The following is a 20014-nucleotide window of genomic DNA, read 5'->3' as shown; positions in this document are numbered from 1 at the left end:
TTGGAGAAATACATGAGCCAAGATCAGCAAAATACCGACAGCAATATTGATGTCACGAACAAGGAAGATGTCATCCAAAAACCCACTGCTGAGACGTCCAAACTCATCGCCGCCAAAAAATCGACAATCTTTATCATGTCTTTGGTGTTTTTGCTTGGTGTGGCGATCATTTTATGGGTATGGAAAATCCCACCTTTTGTCTCAAACAGTGAGCAAACAGACAATGCTTATATACGAGGAAATTCCACCATTTTATCATCGCAAATCAATGGCTATGTTGATGAAGTATTGGTTAAGGATTTTGACACCGTCAAGGCAGGTCAAGTATTGATGCGTATCAACACTGCCAATTACGACCAGCAAGTCATACAGGCTGAATCAGGCATCACCCAAGCCCAAACCAATCTGAATAATCAGCAGCAAGTCATTGAGCAACGCAAAGCTGACATCAAAGTCGCCAATGCACAGATTAAACAAGCACAAACCCAATATGAGCTAGCCCATACCCAGCTTGATCGTTTGTTAAAGCTCGTCGATATCGGTGCTGTCTCACAAGCTGAAATCGATAATGCTCGTGCCAGTGTCCGCTCTAGTGAAGCTGCGATTAATCAAGCCAAAGCATCTGCTGATGCCGCAATACAAGCCCTAAAGACCGCAGAAGTTACTCGCACAGGACTTGAAGCACAAGTAAAGAGTGCCGCCGCATCCGCCACCCAAGCCAAAACCTATCGTCAGTACAGCGAAGTGGTGGCGCCGATCTCAGGACAGCTTGGGCAAGTTGGCGTGCGTAATGGACAATATGTCAGCACCGGCACACAGCTTATGTATATCATTCCAAAAGACACTTGGGTGATTGCTAATTTTAAAGAAACACAGCTTAAGCACATTCACATCGGTCAGCCGGCGACTTTTAGCGTAGATGCTTTGGACGGTGCGACTTTCACAGGTATCGTGAACAGCATCTCGCCTGCCACAGGCTCTGAATTTAGCGTCATCAAGACCGACAATGCCACAGGCAACTTCACCAAAGTCGTCCAACGCATCTCTGTACGCATCGATATCATGCCCGATCAGCCCAATCTCGATCAGCTTAGACCAGGGATGTCGGTCATTGCCAAAGTCGATACTCAGCCCAAAAATGCAGAAAAACAGGCATCAAAGTAGCGAAGCAGTAGAAAATCCACCGAAAATTGCGTATAATACCCAGTTATTTTTTATTAATTTTGTTTAATTTTTATCCATTATTGGATTATTCTATACAAAGGTGCATTATGGCAGGTCATAGTAAATGGGCGAACATCAAACATCGTAAAGCCAAGCAAGATGCCGCAAAAGGCAAGATTTTTACCAAAATCATCCGTGAAATCGTCTCAGCATCCAAAGGCGGTGATCCAGACCCAAACAACAACCCACGCCTGCGTGCGGTACTCGAAAAAGCCAATGCTGCCAACATGACCAAAGATGTCATCAAGCGCGCCATTGAACGCGGTCAAGGCGGTGGTGAAGGCGATAACGTCCAAGAAATCACCTATGAAGGCTATGGCGTCGGTGGTGTGGCGGTCATCGTTGAGACCATGACAGACAATGTCAACCGCACAGTTGGTGAAGTGCGTCATGCCTTTAGCAAGCACGGTGGCAACCTAGGCACATCAGGCTCGGTCGCTTATCTATTTAGCAAGCGTGGCGAGATCGTATTTAATGATCTTAGCCTAGAAGACAGCGTGATGGAAGTCGCCCTAGAAGCAGGCGCTGATGATATTGAGAATGATGGTGAGAGCCTACTGGTCATCACAAGTCCAGCTGCTTTTGGTGCGGTGGTCGATGCCCTATTGGCAGCAGAGCTAAAGCCTGACAATATGGAAGTCACCATGTCGCCAAGCACTACTGCTGATATTGATAACATCGATGACGCCCAAAAAGTGCTGAAGATGATTGATATGCTAGAAGATTTGGACGATGTCCAAGAAGTTTATACCAATGTCAATTTTAGCGATGATGTGATGGCACAGTTGGATGCTTGATTTGTCATTGAATTTATAAAGCAAATTGGATATGATAGCTGATCATCATATCCAATTTTTTTAATTAAAAAACGGTGTCAAATTTAGGAAAATCCAATGATTGTACTAGACCTACCGCCACAAATGCTGCAAATCATTGAACAAGTTGCCCATAAAAACGGTCAAAGCATTCAAGATTTTATCACCATCAGTGCTTACGAAAAAGCCCTGCAATCGTTTGCCACACCAAAACAGGGCGAACTGCTAACCGATTTTATCAAAACTCTACCAAACCGCAACCAGCTGGGCGATGGCTTGGCAATTCAACAGGCATTGCGTGATGAGTGGGATTAATTATTTATTGGACACTTGCTTTATCATTGAGCTGTATAATGGTCATCCAACCGTCGTTGATATTATTGAGAAAAATCATATTGACTTAGGTAGCTGTGCCATCAGCCCAATTAACCGCATGGAGGTCTTGGGCTTTGGTCAATTATCAGACCAAGATCGACAAAATCTTGAACATCTATTAAATAGCGTCATCACCATACCGCTTGATAGAGCTGTTGAAGATGCTGTGATCGCCCTGCGTAGCCATCACAAAATCAAATTGCCTGATGCCATAGTTTTGGCAACGGCAATCACGCATCATTTAGAATTGTTAAGCTTAGACCAAGGTCTGATGAACAAATATCAAAAACAAATTCATCAATAATATCAATAGCTTACTATTATTAAAGGAAACCCCATGCTAACCCCTTATGTTCGTGCCATCCTACAAGCCACCGTCTATGATGCTGCTGTGCGTACACCACTTGAGTCAGCGGTGAAATTATCCAAACGCTTTAATAACGACATTCGCATCAAGCGTGAAGATTTACAGCCTGTGTTTAGCTTTAAATTGCGTGGTGCATACAACAAAATCAGCCAACTATCCGATGCTGAAAAAGCCAAAGGCGTCATCTGTGCATCCGCTGGCAACCATGCCCAAGGCGTCGCTTATTCCGCCAGCCGTCTAAATCTCAATAATCTCATCGTCATGCCGACCACCACCCCTGATATCAAGGTGCAAGCGGTCAAGGCATTGGGCGGTACAGTACATCTGCATGGTGATAGCTTTGATGAAGCCAACCGCTTTGCCATCAACAAATCCCAAACCGACGGACTGACCTATATCGCCCCTTATGATGACGAGCTGGTCATCGCAGGTCAAGGTACAATTGGGCTTGAGCTGACCCAGCAGTGGCGTGAGATTGATTATGTATTTGTTGCGGTCGGCGGTGGCGGTCTGATGGCAGGTATTGCCGCTTATCTTGGCGATGTCGCACCACACATCAAAGTAGTCGCCGTTGAGCCTGAAGGTGCCGCTTGCCTAAAAGCCGCCCTAGCTGCAGGCGAGCGAGTACGCTTGCCACAGGTCTCACTGTTTGCCGATGGTGTGGCAGTTGCACAGATTGGCGAGAAGCCTTTTGAAGTCGCCCAGATGATGAAATCGGACGGCGCAGGCACTGTCATTGAGTCTGAAGTGGTGACTTGTACCAATGATGAAATCTGCGCTGCCATCAAAGATGTCTTTGAAGAAAACCGAGCCATCGTCGAGACCGCAGGGGCATTATCCATCGCTGGCATGAAAAAATACCTAAGCACGCACGGCATCACAAACAAAAACTGCGTCGCCATCGTCTCAGGCGCGAACATGAACTTTGACCGCCTACGCTATATCGCCGAGCGTACCGAGATTGGTGAACAAAAAGAAGCGATTTTTGCGGTGCAATTACCCGAAAAAACAGGGGCGTTTTTGGACTTTTGTCGTGTGCTACAAGGTCGCAACATCACCGAATTTAACTACCGCATGGATGCCACCAACCCAAATAGCGCCCATGTCTTTGTCGGTATCGGACTCAAAGAAGGTCAAAAAGAGCGTGCCATCATCAGTGACGCCCTAACACAAGGCGGCTATATCGCCCATGACCTCACCGATGATGAAGCCTCAAAAACCCATATCCGCTATCTGATCGGCGGTCATGCACGCTTGGATGATGAGCAGTTATTCCGTGTGATTTTCCCAGAACGCCCAGGAGCGCTGCTGAATTTCCTTGAAAAACTGGGTCAAGATTTTAACATCACTTTATTCCATTATCGCAATCATGGTGCCGCTGAAGGTCGTATCATGGTGGGCTTGCAAGCCTCCAAAGGCAGCAGCCGCCAAATCCTAGATGCACTCACCGAAATCGGCTATGAATGTGACAGTCTAACGGATAATGTGGGCTATCAACTGTTTTTGAAGTGACATGATGACTATCATCACAGATAAATTGGCGGTCAAACACTTATGCTAGACCGCCAACTGTTAAGGCAGCGTGGTGCCAAAAATATCGCCGTTGACTCCACTGCGTTATCAAAATCCTTATCCATCTACCTAATACCAATTATTTCTTGTATTTTCTTGGCGATTGGTTGGTATAATGGCGATATTGGTTTTATTATTGTTGTTATCATTGCCATCATTGGTAATTTACATTGGCATTTTAAAATAAACAATCATCATGCTGATGAAGTTTGGGAAACGCCTGACGGCTTTATCATCATTATTGATAATGACTATGAAGAAATTCGCTTTTGTGATATCAAAAAAGTTGAATATAAATTCCGATATTTAATAGATAATCGAAATTATATCGTTGAATTTTATTTTAAACAGCCCAATAAATTTGGTGATAAAATCTTTTTTGTAACTTGGGAAGATGCGTGCAATTATAATCAAGAATCACAAATCTTTCGGATAAAAAACCAAGCTACCACCGATTATATCAATCGCCTGCAAGAAAAAATCAAACAGGCAAACGACAATCATATGAGCAAAGAATGAACATCCGCACCTGTCATTAAAATTGGAAACGCTAATGACTCTCACCTTTAAAAAACCCACACTGGATGACAAACAAAGCACCCTAGCCTTTGCCAACGCCTATTTATCTTATTATGATGAAACTGGCATTCATGGCGGTGCAGAATTGGCACGCTTTGATGACAGCACTTTTAATGAATGGCTTAACTATGTTTATGCTCCTGCTGGCACTAATACTTTTGGTTATGACAAGGTCGGTGATGAGACATGGCTAATCTATCTAGAAAATACCGTGGTGGGCATCGTCAATATTCGTTATGAGCTAACTGAATTGTTATCAAAAATAGGTGGCCATATTGGCTATAGCACGCATCCAGATTTTCAAGGTCAGGGCATCGCAAAACAAGCACTGACTCATGCCTTACAAATTTTAAAGGACAAAGGCGTTGATCGTGCCTTGCTCACTTGTAATGATCGCAATACAGGCTCTGCCAAGGTCATCGAAAGTCATGGCGGCGAGCTAGAAAACACCATAGAATCTGGCGATCAAATCATCAGGCGCTATTGGATCTCGTTATAAGACAATCAAGCGACAATGGACATCACAAGCATCCACACCCTGCCCCATTGGTCATTTGGCGATAGCCCACAAATGGCGGATGATAAAATGTGGCTAATTTTTGAAGAATTTACAGTGGTTAAAATTTTATGAACCCATCTGAACTCACCAAAGTACGCGCCGATAAATGGCTATGGGCGGCACGGTTTTTCCGCACTCGTAGCCTAGCCAAAGAAGCCATCGAGTCTGGCAAAGTACATATGAACGGTGCCAAAATCAAGGTCAGCAAAGAGCTGCAAGTCGGCGATACGCTCACCATCCGGCAAGGTCATGCCACCCGCCTTGAAGAAAAAACCGTGGTGATAAAGGCATTATCCGAAAACCGTGGGAATGCCACCATCGCAGCCACACTGTATGATGAGACTGATGAGAGCGTGGTGCAGCGAGAGTTTTTTGCCGAGCAGCGCAAGCTTTTGAACCTTGCTCGCCCCGACACCAAGCCCGACAAGAAACAACGCCGAGCACTGAATAAATTCAAACAGCAGTGGTAAAATAAATCTGATAAGCCGCTGTCCCAATGATGGCTTTATCGATTGACTTGCCAAGCTTGTAGTCGCTATAATGCACTCATTTTCAACTAATCTAAGTCGCCAATGATTCACACCCATCACAATTACGACCTGTCCGCCTTGAATACCATGGCGCTCAGTGCCACAGCCGCTACCGCCATCATCATCGATGATGAATCGGTATTGCCATCATTACAACTGGCAGCGCCTTGGATGGTGTTGTCTGGCGGCAGCAATGTGCTTTTGCCCCATCACATCGAGGCGACGGTGGTGATGCCGCGTATGATGGGCAAAAAAGTCATCGCCGAAGATGCTGACAGTGTCACGCTAGAGGTGATGGCAGGTGAAAACTGGCACGATCTGGTCAGTTATTGCACTGCTCAAGGTTGGTATGGACTGGAAAACTTGGCCTTGATCCCAGGCTTGGCAGGCGCTGCTCCCGTCCAAAATATCGGGGCTTATGGTGTGCAGCTAGAAGATGCACTGGTATCGGTGCGCGTATATGAATGGCAGACCGCTCGTTTTGAGACCTTGACCAAAGATCAGTGCCAGTTTGCTTATCGTCACAGCATCTTTAAAGATGATCCTGATCGCTATTTGATCACCGCCATCACCCTAAAGCTGCACAAAGACAGCACCAAGACGATGAGCAACTATGGTGATCTGCACAACCACGCCACCGACCTAGCCGCACAAGATGGCCGATCAAGCATCACACCGATGGATGTATATCATGCAGTGATCGATATTCGCAACAGCAAATTACCCGACCCAAAGCAGCTGCCAAATTGCGGATCATTTTTCCAAAATCCCATCATTTCTGCCGATCAATACCAAAGCTTGCTCGAGCAATATCCCACCATGCCGCACTATCCGATGGCTGATGGCATGGTCAAAGTCCCTGCAGGTTGGCTCATCGAACAAGCTGGACTTAAAGGCGGTGGCATCGCACCGATCTTGACACACACCAAACAGGCTTTGGTCTTAACCAATCACGCCCCACTGATCGCCACCCAAAATGACATCGCCGCTACAGCCAAGCACATCATCGATGCTGTAGCGGCCAAATTTGGCATTCGCTTGGTGCGCGAACCTGTATGGATTGATCGCGATGGCAGCCATCACTGACGCATCTAAGCCATCTGTCATCAGTCGCATGCTACGAAGCGCCATTAGGCTATTGATCGGTGTTGCATTGTTGGCAGGCGTGGTCACTGTAAGCGTGTTCACCCCCTTATTTGCCGATGCTGGTGTGGCTTTGTTGTCTGCCTATTCTAAGCTGACACTGCCCAGCATCGATCAGCCTGCCAGTAGCATCGTGATCTTAGGCGGTGGACTGACGCGCGATCAACAAGGCGACATTGTTTTAAATCACTACAGCCAAAGCCGCGCCGATAAAGCCATCGCCCTGCACCGTGATTCACCGTTAAATATCATCACCAGTGGTGCTGAGTCTCCGTGGCTACGCGATTATCTGAATTTACATCTTAATCGCTCACGCGCTGTCATCATCAACGAAAATGCCAGCATGAATACTTGTGAAAATGCCGCATTCACCGCCAAGCTACTTGCCCATCATGAGTTGCCGACCACCGCTTATCTGGTGACTGATCGCTATCACATGGCGCGCGCCCGTCGTCAGTTTGCGCGTTCTGGCATTGATACCATCGCTGCGCCTGCTAGGCTGCACATCCGCCCCAGTTGGACACAGCCAAGCAATAACCTCATTCACAGCCGTCGCACACTGTATGAGATTGCAGCTTTGGCGCGCGACATCATCGCACCGCAGCCAAATTGCCGCAGTAGTGATGAGATCAGCATCGAAGAGATCAGCACGCCAAGACGCAAGCCAAAGTTATTTTTATGATGTTATCAAGCTTGGCTCACCGTTTTCGCTGATTTGTCATAAAAATTCACCCATCTAAAAAAATCCTTGCATTTATAAAAATTTAGGCTATAATATGACGCATTGGAAGCTTGGCAGAGCGGTTGAATGCACCGGTCTTGAAAACCGGCGTGGGTTTATAGCCCACCGAGAGTTCGAATCTCTCAGCTTCCGCCATTATTCTGATTTTATCATCCTTGTGATGAATACCGCTTACGGAAGCTTGGCAGAGCGGTTGAATGCACCGGTCTTGAAAACCGGCGTGGGTTTATAGCCCACCGAGAGTTCGAATCTCTCAGCTTCCGCCATTATTGATCGCCCAAGTCCGCATTGGATTTGGGCGATTTTATATCTGTTTGTGCAGCATCTGTGACTGACGCACGGTAATTTGGCTTAGACTGTTTTTGATTTGGTGGCATCATGTCCTACAGCGTATTAAACCCAGTGTTTGTGCAAGGCTTTTTGGTCTCTGGCGGCTTGATCGTAGCCATCGGCGCCCAAAATGCTTATGTACTAAAACAAGGCCTACTAAAGAACCATGTGTTTTGGGTGGTGCTCACCTGCTTTTTGTGCGATTTCATACTCATCAGCATCGGCGTACTCGGCATGGGATCTTTGATCGCGCAAAGTGTGATGGCCACCATCGCCTTGGCTTTGGTTGGCGCGCTGTTTTTGACCGTATATGGCTTTCGTGCTTTGATGAGTGCCTTTCGTGGCGATAGCGCACTGTCTATCGACGCCAGCCCAAAAGCCACCACCCTAGCCGCCACCATCGGTACCACACTGGCATTGACGCTATTAAATCCGCATGTCTATCTTGACACTGTGGTCATCATCGGTGGGGTTGCCAGTACACTGAGCCCAGATGGGCGCTGGCTATTTTTGGCAGGCGCGCTGCTGGCTTCTGCCAGTTGGTTTTTTGGCTTGGGTTATGGCGCACGCCTACTCATTCCATTATTCAAAAAGCCCATCACTTGGCGGATCTTGGATGCCTTGATCGCATTAGTCATGTGGCTTATCGCCTTTAATCTGGCGATTTATGCTCATCGACTGTATTTTGGTTAATACAGCTAATTTATCCCAAATCATGCTCAATCGCCTAAGATTTTTTGTGGAAAATTTGCTAAAATACTGTGGTTTAAATTTCACCAATTATCATCCAATATCGTCCAATTTTCTTTATGGATAAGCATAAAATTATGAATATTCAACAACTTTTAAATGACAAAATCACACAAGCCATGATCAGTGCAGGTGCAGACAGCAATGTCCAAGCGCTCGTGCGTCAGTCTGGCAAGCCACAGTTTGGCGATTATCAAGCCAATGGCATCATGGGCGCTGCCAAAAAACTGGGCAAAAATCCTCGTGAGTTCGCCCAAAGCGTCATCGATGTGCTAGACATCAGCGATATCGCCAGTAAAGTAGAAATCGCTGGTGCGGGATTTATCAATATTTTCTTAAATAATAAATGGATAGAAAATAGCACTACGGTCGCCAATAGCGATGCCAAACTGGGTGTGAATGCCAACCAACATCAGCGCGTGGTCGTGGACTATTCATCACCAAATGTCGCCAAAGAAATGCACGTCGGTCATCTACGCTCCACCATCATCGGTGATAGCGTCGTGCGTACGCTTGAGTTTCTAGGCAATACCGTGATTCGTGCCAATCATGTTGGTGACTGGGGTACGCAGTTTGGTATGTTGATTGCTTATCTTGAAAAGATGCAAAACGAAAACGCCACCGATATGGATTTGTCTGACATCGAAGAGTTTTATCGTCAAGCTAAGCTAAATTATGATAATGATGAAGCCTTTGCCGAGAAATCTCGTAACTATGTCGTCAAACTCCAAAGCGGTGATGAGTACTGCTTAAGTATGTGGCGTAAGCTTGTCGATATCACCATGACGCAGTGCCAAGCCACTTATGAGCGTATGAATGTCACTTTGACACCTGATGATGTCATGGGTGAAAGCCTATACAATCCGATGCTGCCTGTCGTGGTGCAAGCACTCAAAGACAAAGGTCTTGCGGTCGAAGATGATGGTGCTGTCGTGGTATTTTTGGATGAATTCAAAAACAAAGACGGTGAGCCGATGGGCGTCATCATCCAGAAAAAAGACGGCGGCTATCTATATACCACCACCGACATCGCCGCTGCCAAATACCGCTATGAGACCTTGCAGGGCGATCGTGCGTTGGTCTTTACCGACGCTCGTCAAGCACAGCACATGGCACAGGCATGGCTCATCACTCGCAAGGCAGGCTTTGTGCCTGAGTCATTCAGCCTTGAGCATTTTACCTTTGGGATGATGCTTGGCAAAGACGGCAAGCCGTTCAAGACTCGTACTGGCGGCACGGTCAAATTAAACGACCTGCTAGATGAAGCCATCGAGCGTGCTACTGTCTTAATCAATGACAAAAACACCGAACTTAATGATACCAAAAAGCAAGCAGTCATCGATGCTGTCGCCATCGGTGCGGTCAAATATGCCGATTTGTCAAAAAATCGCAATACCGACTATGTGTTTGATTGGGATAATATGCTGTCGTTCGAGGGTAACACCGCTCCGTATATGCAGTACGCTTATACTCGTATTCGCTCGATTTTTGCCAAAGCGGGTGTGGATGGCGATACGCTTGCAGGTCAAATCAGCATCACTGATGATAAAGAGCGCGCTTTGGCGGTGAAATTATTGCAGTTCGAAGAAGTGCTACTCGCCGTCGCCAAAGATGGACTGCCACATCTGCTCTGCCAATATCTGTTTGAGCTGGCAGGTGCGTTCTCAGGCTTTTATGAAGCCTGTCCAATCCTAACAGCCGATGAGCCAACCAAAACCAGCCGCCTACTGCTTGCCAATCTCACCGCCAAGACGCTTAAGCAAGGTCTTGATTTACTTGGCATCAAGACCGTTGAGAAGATGTAAATTAATTCAGATAATTACCCCCAGTCTAGCACTGGGGATAATTTTATTCAAACAATGATGTCAGTATAGAAGGCTCAAAACTCATCGCAATGGCAATTTGATTATCCGGCAAAGCAAGCTGAACTTCATAACTTGGTGCAAAATCATGCCAAAACGACTTGTGCGGATGATGAATCATCAAACCCACACTGGTATCAAACATCAACGCATCTTTTTTGGCGATCGCTGATGGCTTGAGTGTCGCTACGAGCATATAGGCACCCGACCCGATGCCATACATATCGCCTTGATTGATGATGGCGAGCTGTTTGATGTCGTCTTGATTGATTCCCCAATCTGCAACATACACTGGATGCTGTATGGATTCAGGTGGTGGAATGCGAGTGATACTTTTGAGCGTATAGCCGTCTGTTGGGACATACTCAGACAGCACGAACTGTAAGTTTTGATGCGTGGATAATAGCAGTGGATCAGTCAAGCTAAGCACAAACTCATCACCATCGATTGGCACATACAAGCTCAATGTACCATATACTTTGGTAAAAGATTCATCCACGATAGAAAGATGTGCACTGCCTCGATCTGATTTTAGTGCTTGCTGGGTGGCTTTTTCTTGGCGTATGGCTGCTTGAGGGGTGACTTTGACGAATGCTGATAAAAATCCCAATTCATTCACACCCAACTCAGAGCTGATGATATCCTGCTGAGTAAATACTGGCTCTTTGGCAAAATAATGCTCATCTACCATCACCTGACCGCCTCCTGTTTGCCAAGTGAGCATCCGCTTTTGGTAATGCGATCGATCCACCTGTGCCACATCCTCCATCTGCCACGCTACAGGTGCCAAATCAAATATTGCCTTTGATAGCAAAATGTCATTGGCTGATGCACATAAGGGCAAGGCAATCAGCATCCATGCCATGAATTTTTTAAACATATCAAACTTCCACCAATTCAATTATCATAATTAAAGACTGTATTATACTACAATCAATAATGCTTTGGTATTGGTATCGCCATCACCCTGTTTGATGCACTAGCCGACTTGGACAGACGACACCCGATGATATGCTCGCCCAAAATACGCCGAGCCTGCTTTATCATGACTATCCTTGACTGCGATGATTGATGGCTGATTTTAGGCATAAAGTTATTGCGCATTTGAGATAAATTTAAGCTTCATTTATTTAAGGCAGCTGTGATATAATGCATCCAATTTTTTTTGGATCGCCCATGGTGTCTTATGCTTAACTTCCTTCACCCAAAACACCGCTCAATCAACCCATATTTACTAATGCTGATTGTCGCCGTATTTTTAACCATTAGTGCCAATGTTACTTTTTTTAAGCAGGTGGTTTTGGTTTATCCCATTGCAGATCATTTGTTATTTGTTGCTTCATTGACAGTGGTGTTATGCGGTGTTTTAGCACTTGTGATTGGCTTGTTTAGCTATCGATATACGCTAAAATTTGTTTTGATCTTTATGATCATGGTTGCCGCCATCACCAGTTATTTTACCGACACTTATGGCACGGTGTATGACACCAATATGCTACAAAACGCTCTACAAACCGACAGCAGCGAAACCAAAGATCTACTTAACTTAGGCTTTTTGGTGCGCATACTGTTATTGGGCGTGTTACCAAGTTTACTGATTTTAAAGCTGCCAGTTCATTTTGCCAATTTTAAAACCAACGCATTTCAAAGATTAGGATATTTATTATTGAGCCTAGGTTTGATTTTGGTGCCGATTTTAAGCTTTAGCGAGGCTTTTGCCAGCTTTTTTAGAGAGCATAAACCGCTGCGTTCTTATACCAATCCTGCCATGCCAATCTATGCCGTCGGCAAGCTTGCCAGCATCGAATATAAAAAAGCTACCGCTCCAAAAGACCTAACTTATCATGCCAAAGATGCTGCGCAGACCACTACAAGCACCCAACGAAAACCTAAGCTTATTGTAATGGTGGTCGGTGAGACGGCTCGCGCTGATCATGTGTCATTAAACGGCTATTCAAAAGACACTTTTGTGCAGTTATCCAGCATGGATCATCTGACCAGTTTTAAAAATGTCATATCCTGTGGGACATCAACCGCATATTCTGTACCTTGCATGTTCAGCTATTTGGGTGCAGATGACTATAATGTTGATACCGCCAATTATCATGAGAACAGCCTAGATACCTTGCATCGCTTGGGTGTGAATGTTCTGTGGCGTGATAATAATTCGGATTCCAAAGGTGTGATGGATAAGCTCCCTGCCGATTTGTATCAAAATTATAAAACCTCTGATCTTAATCATGAGTGCACCAACGCCCATCAAGAATGCCGCGACATTGGCATGCTGATCGGACTGGATGACTATGTGGCACAAACCGCCAAAAACAGCAATCAAGATGTGCTGATCGTGCTGCATCAAATGGGCAACCACGGGCCAGCTTATTATAAACGCTATAATGAAGCCTTTGAAAAATTTACGCCCGTCTGCCGTGATAACGATCTGGCCAAATGCGATACCAGCCATGTAATCAACGCCTATGACAATGCCTTGGTGGCAACCGATGACTTTTTAAAACAAACCATCGATTGGCTAAAAACACATCAAGCCAGCCATGATGTCACCCTATTGTATGTATCCGACCACGGTGAAAGCTTGGGTGAAAATGGCGTGTATTTGCATGGTATGCCAAACACCTTTGCTCCCAAAGCTCAAAAGCATGTTGCTGCATTTTTATGGACAGCAAACCCAGCCATCCATGCAGTAAGCAATCAAGCACCATTAACTCATGATGCCATCACGCCGACTTTGCTGCGTTTATTTGATGTCAAGACCAAAGCGACGGAAAACCAAGCGATGTTTATCGAATAAGTCATTGAATTTTAATCATTTTATTAATTTTGTTGATCAAGGTGTTCCATGCTCCATCGTTCATCTTCTAATACAGCCATAACTACGCGTAATCTGATGGTCAGCATCTGGATCATGCTGGTGCTATTGGTGGTCACCTCGCTGTTTATTGAGCATAGTATGATCGATCTGTCACTGGCTAGGTTGGCATATCAAGGCGATGGGCAGTGGCTGATTGATAAGCAAAATACGGCTTTATTTATCATTTTCTATACTGCACCAAAATACCTTTTGATTGCTTTAGAGATTTATATCATCGCAGCTTATCTGGTCAGAAAGCTCAAGCGGCAGTTTGGCGTGTTTTATCCTTGTCGCCATCTATCCACACACTCTTTGGCGTATTTAAGCTTGGCACTTGTGAGTACGCCATTGGTGGTTGGAATAGCAAAGGCGGTGACTCATGTCGCTTGTCCTGTCAGTCTTGATGTGTTTGGTGGGGATTTGCCTTATGTTTCTTTGATACAAAGTATGATTTTGGGCCTACCTGCCAAATGCTTTCCTGCTGCTCATGCCAGTGTCGGTTTTGCACTGTATGCCTTTGCTTTTGTGCCTGAATTTAGTCATCATCGCAAAAAAATTATCCTCATCACCACGATGCTTGGGTTTGTCATGGGCGGCTATAAGATGCTGATTGGCGATCATTTTTCAGTCATGCCTTAGCATCTTTATGCACAGCTTGGCTGATCGCAGGAAGCTTGGCACTGTTATTTTTTCACAGATCTGGCAGTATGACCTAAACCGATTGATCAACATTCAAACACTTAACGCTACCCTATGTTATACTAATGTCATACTTATCACAGGTAATCATCATGAGAAGCACCCATCCCGAACCTCATTTTAGCAATCGTAATAACTGGCTGCGCGCCACAGTGTTGGGCGCCAATGACGGGCTGATCAGCACCGCAAGCCTACTGATGGGTGTTGCTGCTGCAGGCAGCAGTGAGCAGACGCTGATCTTGACTGGTGTGGCATCACTCATCGCTGGTGCGATCAGTATGGCAGCTGGTGAATATGTCTCCGTGTCATCGCAAGCAGACACCGAAAAGGCCGATCTTGCCAAAGAAGCATATGAGCTGATGCACAACCCTGACAATGAGCTAAAAGAACTGACCCAAATTTATCAGTCCAGAGGTCTGGATGCCGATCTTGCTGCCAAAGTCGCTGAAGCTCTGACCAAACACGATGCACTACAAGCGCATGCACGCGATGAGATCGGACTAAATGAGGATCTGTCTGCCAATCCCCTACAAGCCGCACTGGCGTCGGCAGCGTCATTTGTGATGGGTGCGATCTTACCGCTATTGTGCGTTTATGCGGCACCTCAGCCGATGCGCATCACAGCCTTATGGATCGCGACATTGGTAGGACTTGCGCTACTGGGCATGCTCTCAGCGCATCTGGGCGGTGCCAATAAGATGCTTGCGATGGCTCGTGTGGTGATCTGGGGTGTGGTTGCTCTGGCTGCGACCAGTTTGATTGGGCATTTTTTTGGTATTCAGACTGCTTAATGCTTGCTATATTTTATGAGGAACTGATATGTACTCACCCCAAAAAGGCAAAACTGGCATCCGCCGTATCATCAATGCCTTTGGTTATTCGATGGCAGGATTTGTTGCAGCTTATCGACATGAAGCTGCTTTTCGCCAGATCATCTGGATTAATCTTGTTCTTATCCCATTGACTTTTATCTTGGATGTCAGCACCCTTGAGCGCGCATTCATGATTTTTGTTTGCTTGTTTTGTATTATTGTTGAGCTGTTCAATTCCGCCATCGAAGCGGTGGTTGATCGCGTTAGCACTGAGCATCATCCTTTATCTGGCCGCGCCAAAGACATGGGCAGCGCTGCGCAGTTTGTGTCATTATCAGCCTTAACCATCGTCTGGGCGTTGATTTTATTTTTTTAAATGTAAATCTTGCATCAGATCATCATGCGGCTCAATGCATGACAATAACCCCACAGCCGTCATCGCCTTTTTGATAAATATTGCTAATTTATTAAACTTGGTTATAATAGTGATTTTTATCGATTTATCATTATGAGCCAGTCCAATCAACAAGCACTACGCCAAGGCTGTCAAGCCGCCCTACCCATCGCGCTAGGCTATATTCCTGTGGCGATCGCTTTTGGCATGGCGACGACGGCGGCAGGATTTCCCACTTGGGTGATTGTGGCGATGAGTTTGTTTATTTATGCAGGCGCTAGTCAGTTTTTGTTATTCGCCTCCATTATGAGCGGTGCGAGCGTGACGGCAGTGGTCGGATTGTGCGCCCTGCTCGACTCTCGGCATCTGTTATATGTACCACTAATGAAACGCCATCTCAAATCCAGTGATGGCATGATTTGGATTGCGCCGCTGATTACCGATGAGGTCTTTGCCACAGCGATGGCGAAACTCAAAGACATCGACAACCAAAAGCCATGGCTGATCGGGCTTGCCATCGTCTCATGGGTGTCATGGTGGGGCGGGACGATTGCAGGGATTTATGGTGGCAAACTACTGGCTGATTATCCGACGATGAGTGCGGTGATGAATTTTGCGTTTGTGGCGTTATTCGTTTCGCTCTCGACGCACGCTTTTATCAGTGAGCCTCGCTTTCGCGTGGCGCTGATCATTTCAGCGGTGATTGCCATCCTCTGCACACGCTATGGACACGGAGAAATCGCGCTACTGGTGGCGGGCTTTGCAGGTGTGCTTGTGCAATTAGCCATCAATCGCATCAGAGGATAAGGGGTAGCTATGTTTAGCCAAGCTAATTTTTCGACTTTGGTAATTGCTGTGGTGGCGATGGCTTTTTTGACCGCCTTGTCTCGTGCGTTGCCGTTTTTATTACCTGATAATTCGCCCATCATTCGTTTTTTTACCGCCGAAAATTCGCCCTTAGCGCCTCTTGGCGGTGCGATCATCGTTGCGATGACGATGGTGCTGATGCTGCCGTTTTTTGAGGCGCCGACTGAGCATAGTCCGATGATTGCCACCATCTGCGGTATCATCGCCACCATCCTTGCCACCGCTCGCGGCATCAACACTGGCATGAGTGTGATTATCGGGATGGTGGGGTTTTTGATCGGTGAGATGATTCACGGTTTGCTGTAGGTCATTTGCCATAAGATTAATCAGCCGATGGCCAATGCTTAAGCTAAAGTACGGACGATCAAAGAGCCATCAACATCTATCCATCACAAAAATGACCGACAGCTTGCTTGATTTTATTTGCTTTCATATTTTTATTAATATATAATTAATAAAATATCGATTAAGACTTCTATCTGAGTACCTAAAAGAGCGCTTAATCTTGTGCAAATTTACTAAAATCCAGCACCACATCCATCGCTTGCATATCATCGATGGCAGCTTGTAGTGAGCTATCTTGATCAATGGCAGCAGTCGCATCCATCAGCACCGTACACTGATAGCCAAGATTGGCGGCATCCATCGCTGTCCACGCCACACAAAAATCAGTCGCAATCCCCACCACATAGACCGTATCGATACCACGCTGTTTTAGATAGCCATCAAGCCCTGTCATGGTGCCATCAGCTTCCATAAAACCCGAATAGCTATCCACTTGCCAATGATGGCCCTTGCGGATGATCAACTGCGCGTGCGGAATGTCCAAATCAGGATGAAAATTGGCATCATCCGTACCTTGAATACAGTGGTCAGGCCACAGAATTTGCTCGCCATACTTGAGCACGATAGTGTCAAATGGCTGCTTATCGGCATGATTAGAAGCAAATGAGATATGATTGGCAGGATGATAATCTTGAGTCATCACCACATGCTCAAATTGTTTGGCAAGCTGATTAATGATCGGTACGACGCGTTCGGCATTTTTTACCGCAAGATTGCCTGTGATAAAGCCATTTTGGACATCGACCACTATCAGCGCTGTGGTGGCTTGATTAATATTTTTCATCATTTTTCATCCATTTACCAATAATTCTCAACAGCGATATTGCCCACACCACGACGATTCATCGTCAAGCCCTTGGCTTTGAGTGCTTCTTTGGTGTCATCAACCATTGCAGGATTGCCGCAGAGCATCACATGACTATCAGTATCCAACGCAATACCTGCCAGTCGTTCAAGCTCCCCTTGTTCGATCAGCGTCGGGATGCGAGCCTGCAAACAGCCATCAACCGCTTCACGAGTCACAATGGGAATATACTTAAAATTCACCGTCTGCTCGCTCATCAGAGCGAAAGTCTCGCTAAGTTCTCGGATTTTATCTTGGTAAGCCAATTCACGGCTTGTGCGGGCACTATACACCAAGATGATGTTTTGGTAATTTTCCCAAGTATATAAATCCTGCAACATAGATAGAAACGGAGCAAGCCCTGTCCCAGTGGATAATAGCCACAGTGTCTTGGGTGCTGGTTCTTGATAGCGAGATAAAGTCAAAAAGCCAAACGGCGTGGGATTGAGCCATAGCGTGTCATTGGCTTGTAGATGCTGAAGCTGTGAAGTAAACGCCCCATCTGGCACGACCACCGAGAAAAATTCAAGCACCTCATCATACGGCGATGATGCAACCGAATATGCTCGAAAAATCCGCTCATCAGGCACATTTTTGCCTTGATTGGCACTAAGCTCACTTGGGTTTACGCCCAGTCGCACAAACTGCCCTGCCTCAAAGCGAAAACCCTCAGGGCGTGTCGTGGTGAAGCTAAATAAAGTATCTGACCAAACGGTCTTTGAAAGCACAGTCAGTGCGATGGCTTTTTCGTCGCTCATAAGTTGTCATTCATTATTTAAAAAATACAATATACCAAAGCCATCCAAACAAAACAAGCACCAATCACGGTGCTTGTTTCGAATCAGAGCTTGGTAATTAGCGAATCACCGCAAGTCCTGCCAATTGCATCATACCCTCTGGTAAGACACCAAAAATCAGGACCAAAGCAGTCACAATCATCACCATCACACCACCCGCTTTGACACCCCAATGCTGGTGTGCATCAAATTCAAGGTTGGTTTTTGGTTTTTGGTATAGATTGACCAGTACTCGCAGATAGTAGTACAAGCCGATGGCGCTGCCAAGGATAATCATCCCAGCCGCCCAAAACCGCATACCCTGCACGGCAGCAAAGAAGATGGTGAATTTGGTGATAAAGCCTGCGGTCAATGGGATACCTGCCAATGACAATAGCATCACAGTCAAGACTGCAGTCAATACAGGGCGACGCCAGAACAGACCTTGATAAAATCTCAGCTCGTCCGCCTCGCCACTGATCGATGTATGACCACGCTCACGATATGGGCTAGACATCAAGGCAATCACCCCAAAGGCACCGATCGATGTCAGTGCGTACACCGCCATGTACAGACTCACCAAACCTGTGCCGCCACCTTGCACCGCAAGCAGTGCAATCAGCGCATAGCCGATATGGGCAATCGATGAATATGCCAGCATACGCTTAAGGTTGTCTTGACGAATGGCAAGTAAGTTACCAATCACGATGGATGCCACGATGATCACTGTTAAGATCACCTCGGATAATGGCGTGATGACCACATGGCTGCCGATTAAGAATCTGAGCGCCAATGCCATCATGGCAACTTTACTAACACTTGCCAAGAATGCCGCCACGGGTGATGGTGCGCCCTCATAGACATCAGACACCCACGCATGAAACGGTGCTGCCGACAGCTTAAAGGCAATAGACACGACCATCAGTACTGCGCCAGCAGCAAATAGGCTACTGACTTCATTAGCATACATGGCGCGAGCCAAACCATCAAAGTACAAAGTACCTGTATCAGCAAAAATCAGCGCCATACCCATCAGTAGCGTCGCTGATGCTGCTGCCGATAGTACTAGGTATTTTAGACCCGCCTCAAGCGAACGAGCACGCAAGAACGTATAGGCAAGCATCCCATACATTGGCACAGACAACAGCTCAAGACTCATAAAGAATGCCGCCAAATGCTCGGCACCTGTCATCAACATCGCACCCAAAGTCGAAATCAGCATCAACAGATACAGTTCATCTTTATTGTCTTTGAGTGTCTCAAAATAGCCATAAGACAGTGTACAGCACGCCAATGACGCAATCAAAATCACGCCCATATTAAATTTGGCAAAACCATCAAACATAAACAGTCCGCCCAGCGTACCGCCTGATGGCATCAGACCCATCGCCTGTGCCAATAAAGCAAGTAAAGCAATGTTCAGACCGACGACACTGATGGTCGCCGTCCAAAAATGTGAGCGTTTCATAGCGATGGCGAACATCACCACCAAGGCTGTTAGCGCCACCACAACCATCGGCAGTAATGACGAAACAGATGCGAAAATCATATGATCCATAA

Annotated in this window: 22 protein-coding genes and 2 tRNA genes; 20 read left to right on the top strand and 4 right to left on the bottom strand. The window is 46.2% G+C overall.

Annotated elements, in window-relative coordinates; genetic code table 11:
* Positions 1-12 precede the first annotated feature (12 nt).
* From B0681_RS05025 to argS, 14 genes are all read left to right on the top strand, one after another.
* Positions 13-1164, top strand: coding sequence for an HlyD family secretion protein (locus B0681_RS05025; RefSeq protein WP_078317655.1), 1152 nt, complete (start codon positions 13-15; stop codon positions 1162-1164).
* 107 nt (positions 1165-1271) lie between these two features.
* A complete protein-coding gene (locus tag B0681_RS05020) occupies positions 1272-2021 on the top strand; it encodes a YebC/PmpR family DNA-binding transcriptional regulator (protein WP_078317654.1) in 750 nt (249 codons plus the stop codon).
* A 96-nt stretch (positions 2022-2117) separates the two neighbouring features.
* Positions 2118-2354, top strand: a complete 237-nt coding sequence (locus B0681_RS05015; protein WP_078317653.1) for a hypothetical protein — start codon at positions 2118-2120, stop codon at positions 2352-2354.
* On the top strand, positions 2341-2718 hold the full coding sequence (locus B0681_RS05010) for a type II toxin-antitoxin system VapC family toxin (RefSeq protein WP_158077920.1): 378 nt from the start codon (positions 2341-2343) through the stop codon (positions 2716-2718). The genes B0681_RS05015 and B0681_RS05010 overlap by 14 nt, the downstream gene beginning before the upstream one ends.
* 33 nt (positions 2719-2751) lie before the next feature.
* Entirely contained in the window at positions 2752-4293 is a 1542-nt protein-coding gene (ilvA, locus tag B0681_RS05005) for a threonine ammonia-lyase, biosynthetic (protein WP_078317651.1), read from the top strand.
* Between the two features lie 42 nt (positions 4294-4335).
* Positions 4336-4872, top strand: a complete 537-nt coding sequence (locus tag B0681_RS05000) for a hypothetical protein (protein ID WP_078317650.1) — start codon at positions 4336-4338, stop codon at positions 4870-4872.
* Between the two features lie 34 nt (positions 4873-4906).
* The gene (locus B0681_RS04995) at positions 4907-5431 is read left to right on the top strand and encodes a GNAT family N-acetyltransferase (RefSeq protein ID WP_078317649.1); all 525 of its coding nucleotides are present in this window, start codon (positions 4907-4909) and stop codon (positions 5429-5431) included.
* A 128-nt stretch (positions 5432-5559) separates the two neighbouring features.
* Complete coding sequence (locus tag B0681_RS04990; protein ID WP_078317648.1) at positions 5560-5961, top strand: RNA-binding S4 domain-containing protein; 402 nt, start codon at positions 5560-5562, stop codon at positions 5959-5961.
* Between the two features lie 102 nt (positions 5962-6063).
* Positions 6064-7107: a UDP-N-acetylmuramate dehydrogenase gene (gene murB, locus B0681_RS04985; protein WP_078317647.1), complete on the top strand. Its 1044-nt coding sequence runs from the start codon at positions 6064-6066 to the stop codon at positions 7105-7107.
* On the top strand, positions 7091-7846 hold the full coding sequence (locus B0681_RS04980) for a YdcF family protein (protein WP_078317646.1): 756 nt from the start codon (positions 7091-7093) through the stop codon (positions 7844-7846). The genes murB and B0681_RS04980 overlap by 17 nt, the downstream gene beginning before the upstream one ends.
* A gap of 104 nt (positions 7847-7950) precedes the next feature.
* Positions 7951-8041 (top strand) — tRNA-Ser (locus B0681_RS04975).
* 40 nt (positions 8042-8081) lie between these two features.
* Positions 8082-8172 (top strand) — tRNA-Ser (locus tag B0681_RS04970).
* A gap of 112 nt (positions 8173-8284) precedes the next feature.
* A complete protein-coding gene (locus B0681_RS04965) occupies positions 8285-8929 on the top strand; it encodes a LysE/ArgO family amino acid transporter (RefSeq protein WP_078317645.1) in 645 nt (214 codons plus the stop codon).
* 134 nt (positions 8930-9063) lie between these two features.
* Positions 9064-10791, top strand: coding sequence for an arginine--tRNA ligase (gene argS / locus B0681_RS04960; protein WP_078317644.1), 1728 nt, complete (start codon positions 9064-9066; stop codon positions 10789-10791).
* A 43-nt stretch (positions 10792-10834) separates the two neighbouring features.
* Here the strand turns inward: argS and B0681_RS04955 are convergent, their stop codons facing one another.
* The gene (locus B0681_RS04955; RefSeq protein WP_078317643.1) at positions 10835-11728 is read right to left on the bottom strand and encodes a hypothetical protein; all 894 of its coding nucleotides are present in this window, start codon (positions 11726-11728) and stop codon (positions 10835-10837) included.
* A gap of 306 nt (positions 11729-12034) precedes the next feature.
* On the opposite strand from B0681_RS04955, the gene B0681_RS04950 reads away from it, so the two are divergent.
* From B0681_RS04950 to B0681_RS04925, 6 genes are all read left to right on the top strand, one after another.
* Positions 12035-13657 carry a phosphoethanolamine transferase gene (locus tag B0681_RS04950; RefSeq protein ID WP_078317642.1) on the top strand — a complete coding sequence of 541 codons (1623 nt, stop codon included), beginning with the start codon at positions 12035-12037 and terminating at the stop codon, positions 13655-13657.
* Positions 13658-13705: 48 nt separating this feature from the next.
* Positions 13706-14356 (top strand): phosphatase PAP2 family protein, encoded by a 651-nt coding sequence (locus tag B0681_RS04945; protein ID WP_078317641.1) that lies wholly within the window; start codon positions 13706-13708, stop codon positions 14354-14356.
* A 152-nt stretch (positions 14357-14508) separates the two neighbouring features.
* Positions 14509-15207 carry a VIT1/CCC1 transporter family protein gene (locus B0681_RS04940; protein WP_078317640.1) on the top strand — a complete coding sequence of 233 codons (699 nt, stop codon included), beginning with the start codon at positions 14509-14511 and terminating at the stop codon, positions 15205-15207.
* 28 nt (positions 15208-15235) lie between these two features.
* On the top strand, positions 15236-15604 hold the full coding sequence (locus B0681_RS04935; protein WP_078317639.1) for a diacylglycerol kinase: 369 nt from the start codon (positions 15236-15238) through the stop codon (positions 15602-15604).
* Between the two features lie 132 nt (positions 15605-15736).
* Positions 15737-16429: an AzlC family ABC transporter permease gene (locus B0681_RS04930; RefSeq protein ID WP_078317638.1), complete on the top strand. Its 693-nt coding sequence runs from the start codon at positions 15737-15739 to the stop codon at positions 16427-16429.
* A gap of 9 nt (positions 16430-16438) precedes the next feature.
* A complete protein-coding gene (locus B0681_RS04925; protein ID WP_078317637.1) occupies positions 16439-16795 on the top strand; it encodes an AzlD domain-containing protein in 357 nt (118 codons plus the stop codon).
* Between the two features lie 193 nt (positions 16796-16988).
* Here B0681_RS04925 and B0681_RS04920 read toward each other — a convergent pair whose 3' ends face one another.
* The 3 genes from B0681_RS04920 to B0681_RS04910 form a co-directional block, all read right to left on the bottom strand.
* Positions 16989-17621, bottom strand: a complete 633-nt coding sequence (locus B0681_RS04920; RefSeq protein ID WP_078317636.1) for a nicotinamidase — start codon at positions 17619-17621, stop codon at positions 16989-16991.
* A gap of 11 nt (positions 17622-17632) precedes the next feature.
* Positions 17633-18436 carry a ferredoxin--NADP reductase gene (locus tag B0681_RS04915; protein ID WP_078317635.1) on the bottom strand — a complete coding sequence of 268 codons (804 nt, stop codon included), beginning with the start codon at positions 18434-18436 and terminating at the stop codon, positions 17633-17635.
* A 97-nt stretch (positions 18437-18533) separates the two neighbouring features.
* Positions 18534-20012, bottom strand: a complete 1479-nt coding sequence (locus tag B0681_RS04910; RefSeq protein ID WP_078317634.1) for an NADH-quinone oxidoreductase subunit N — start codon at positions 20010-20012, stop codon at positions 18534-18536.
* Between the last annotated feature and the right edge of the window lie 2 nt (positions 20013-20014).

Source organism: Moraxella porci DSM 25326, from assembly GCF_002014855.1.
Taxonomy (GTDB): Bacteria; Pseudomonadota; Gammaproteobacteria; order Pseudomonadales; family Moraxellaceae; genus Moraxella; species Moraxella porci.
Note: the sequence above shows the minus strand (reverse complement) of the source record. Positions and strands in the feature narration are given on the sequence as shown.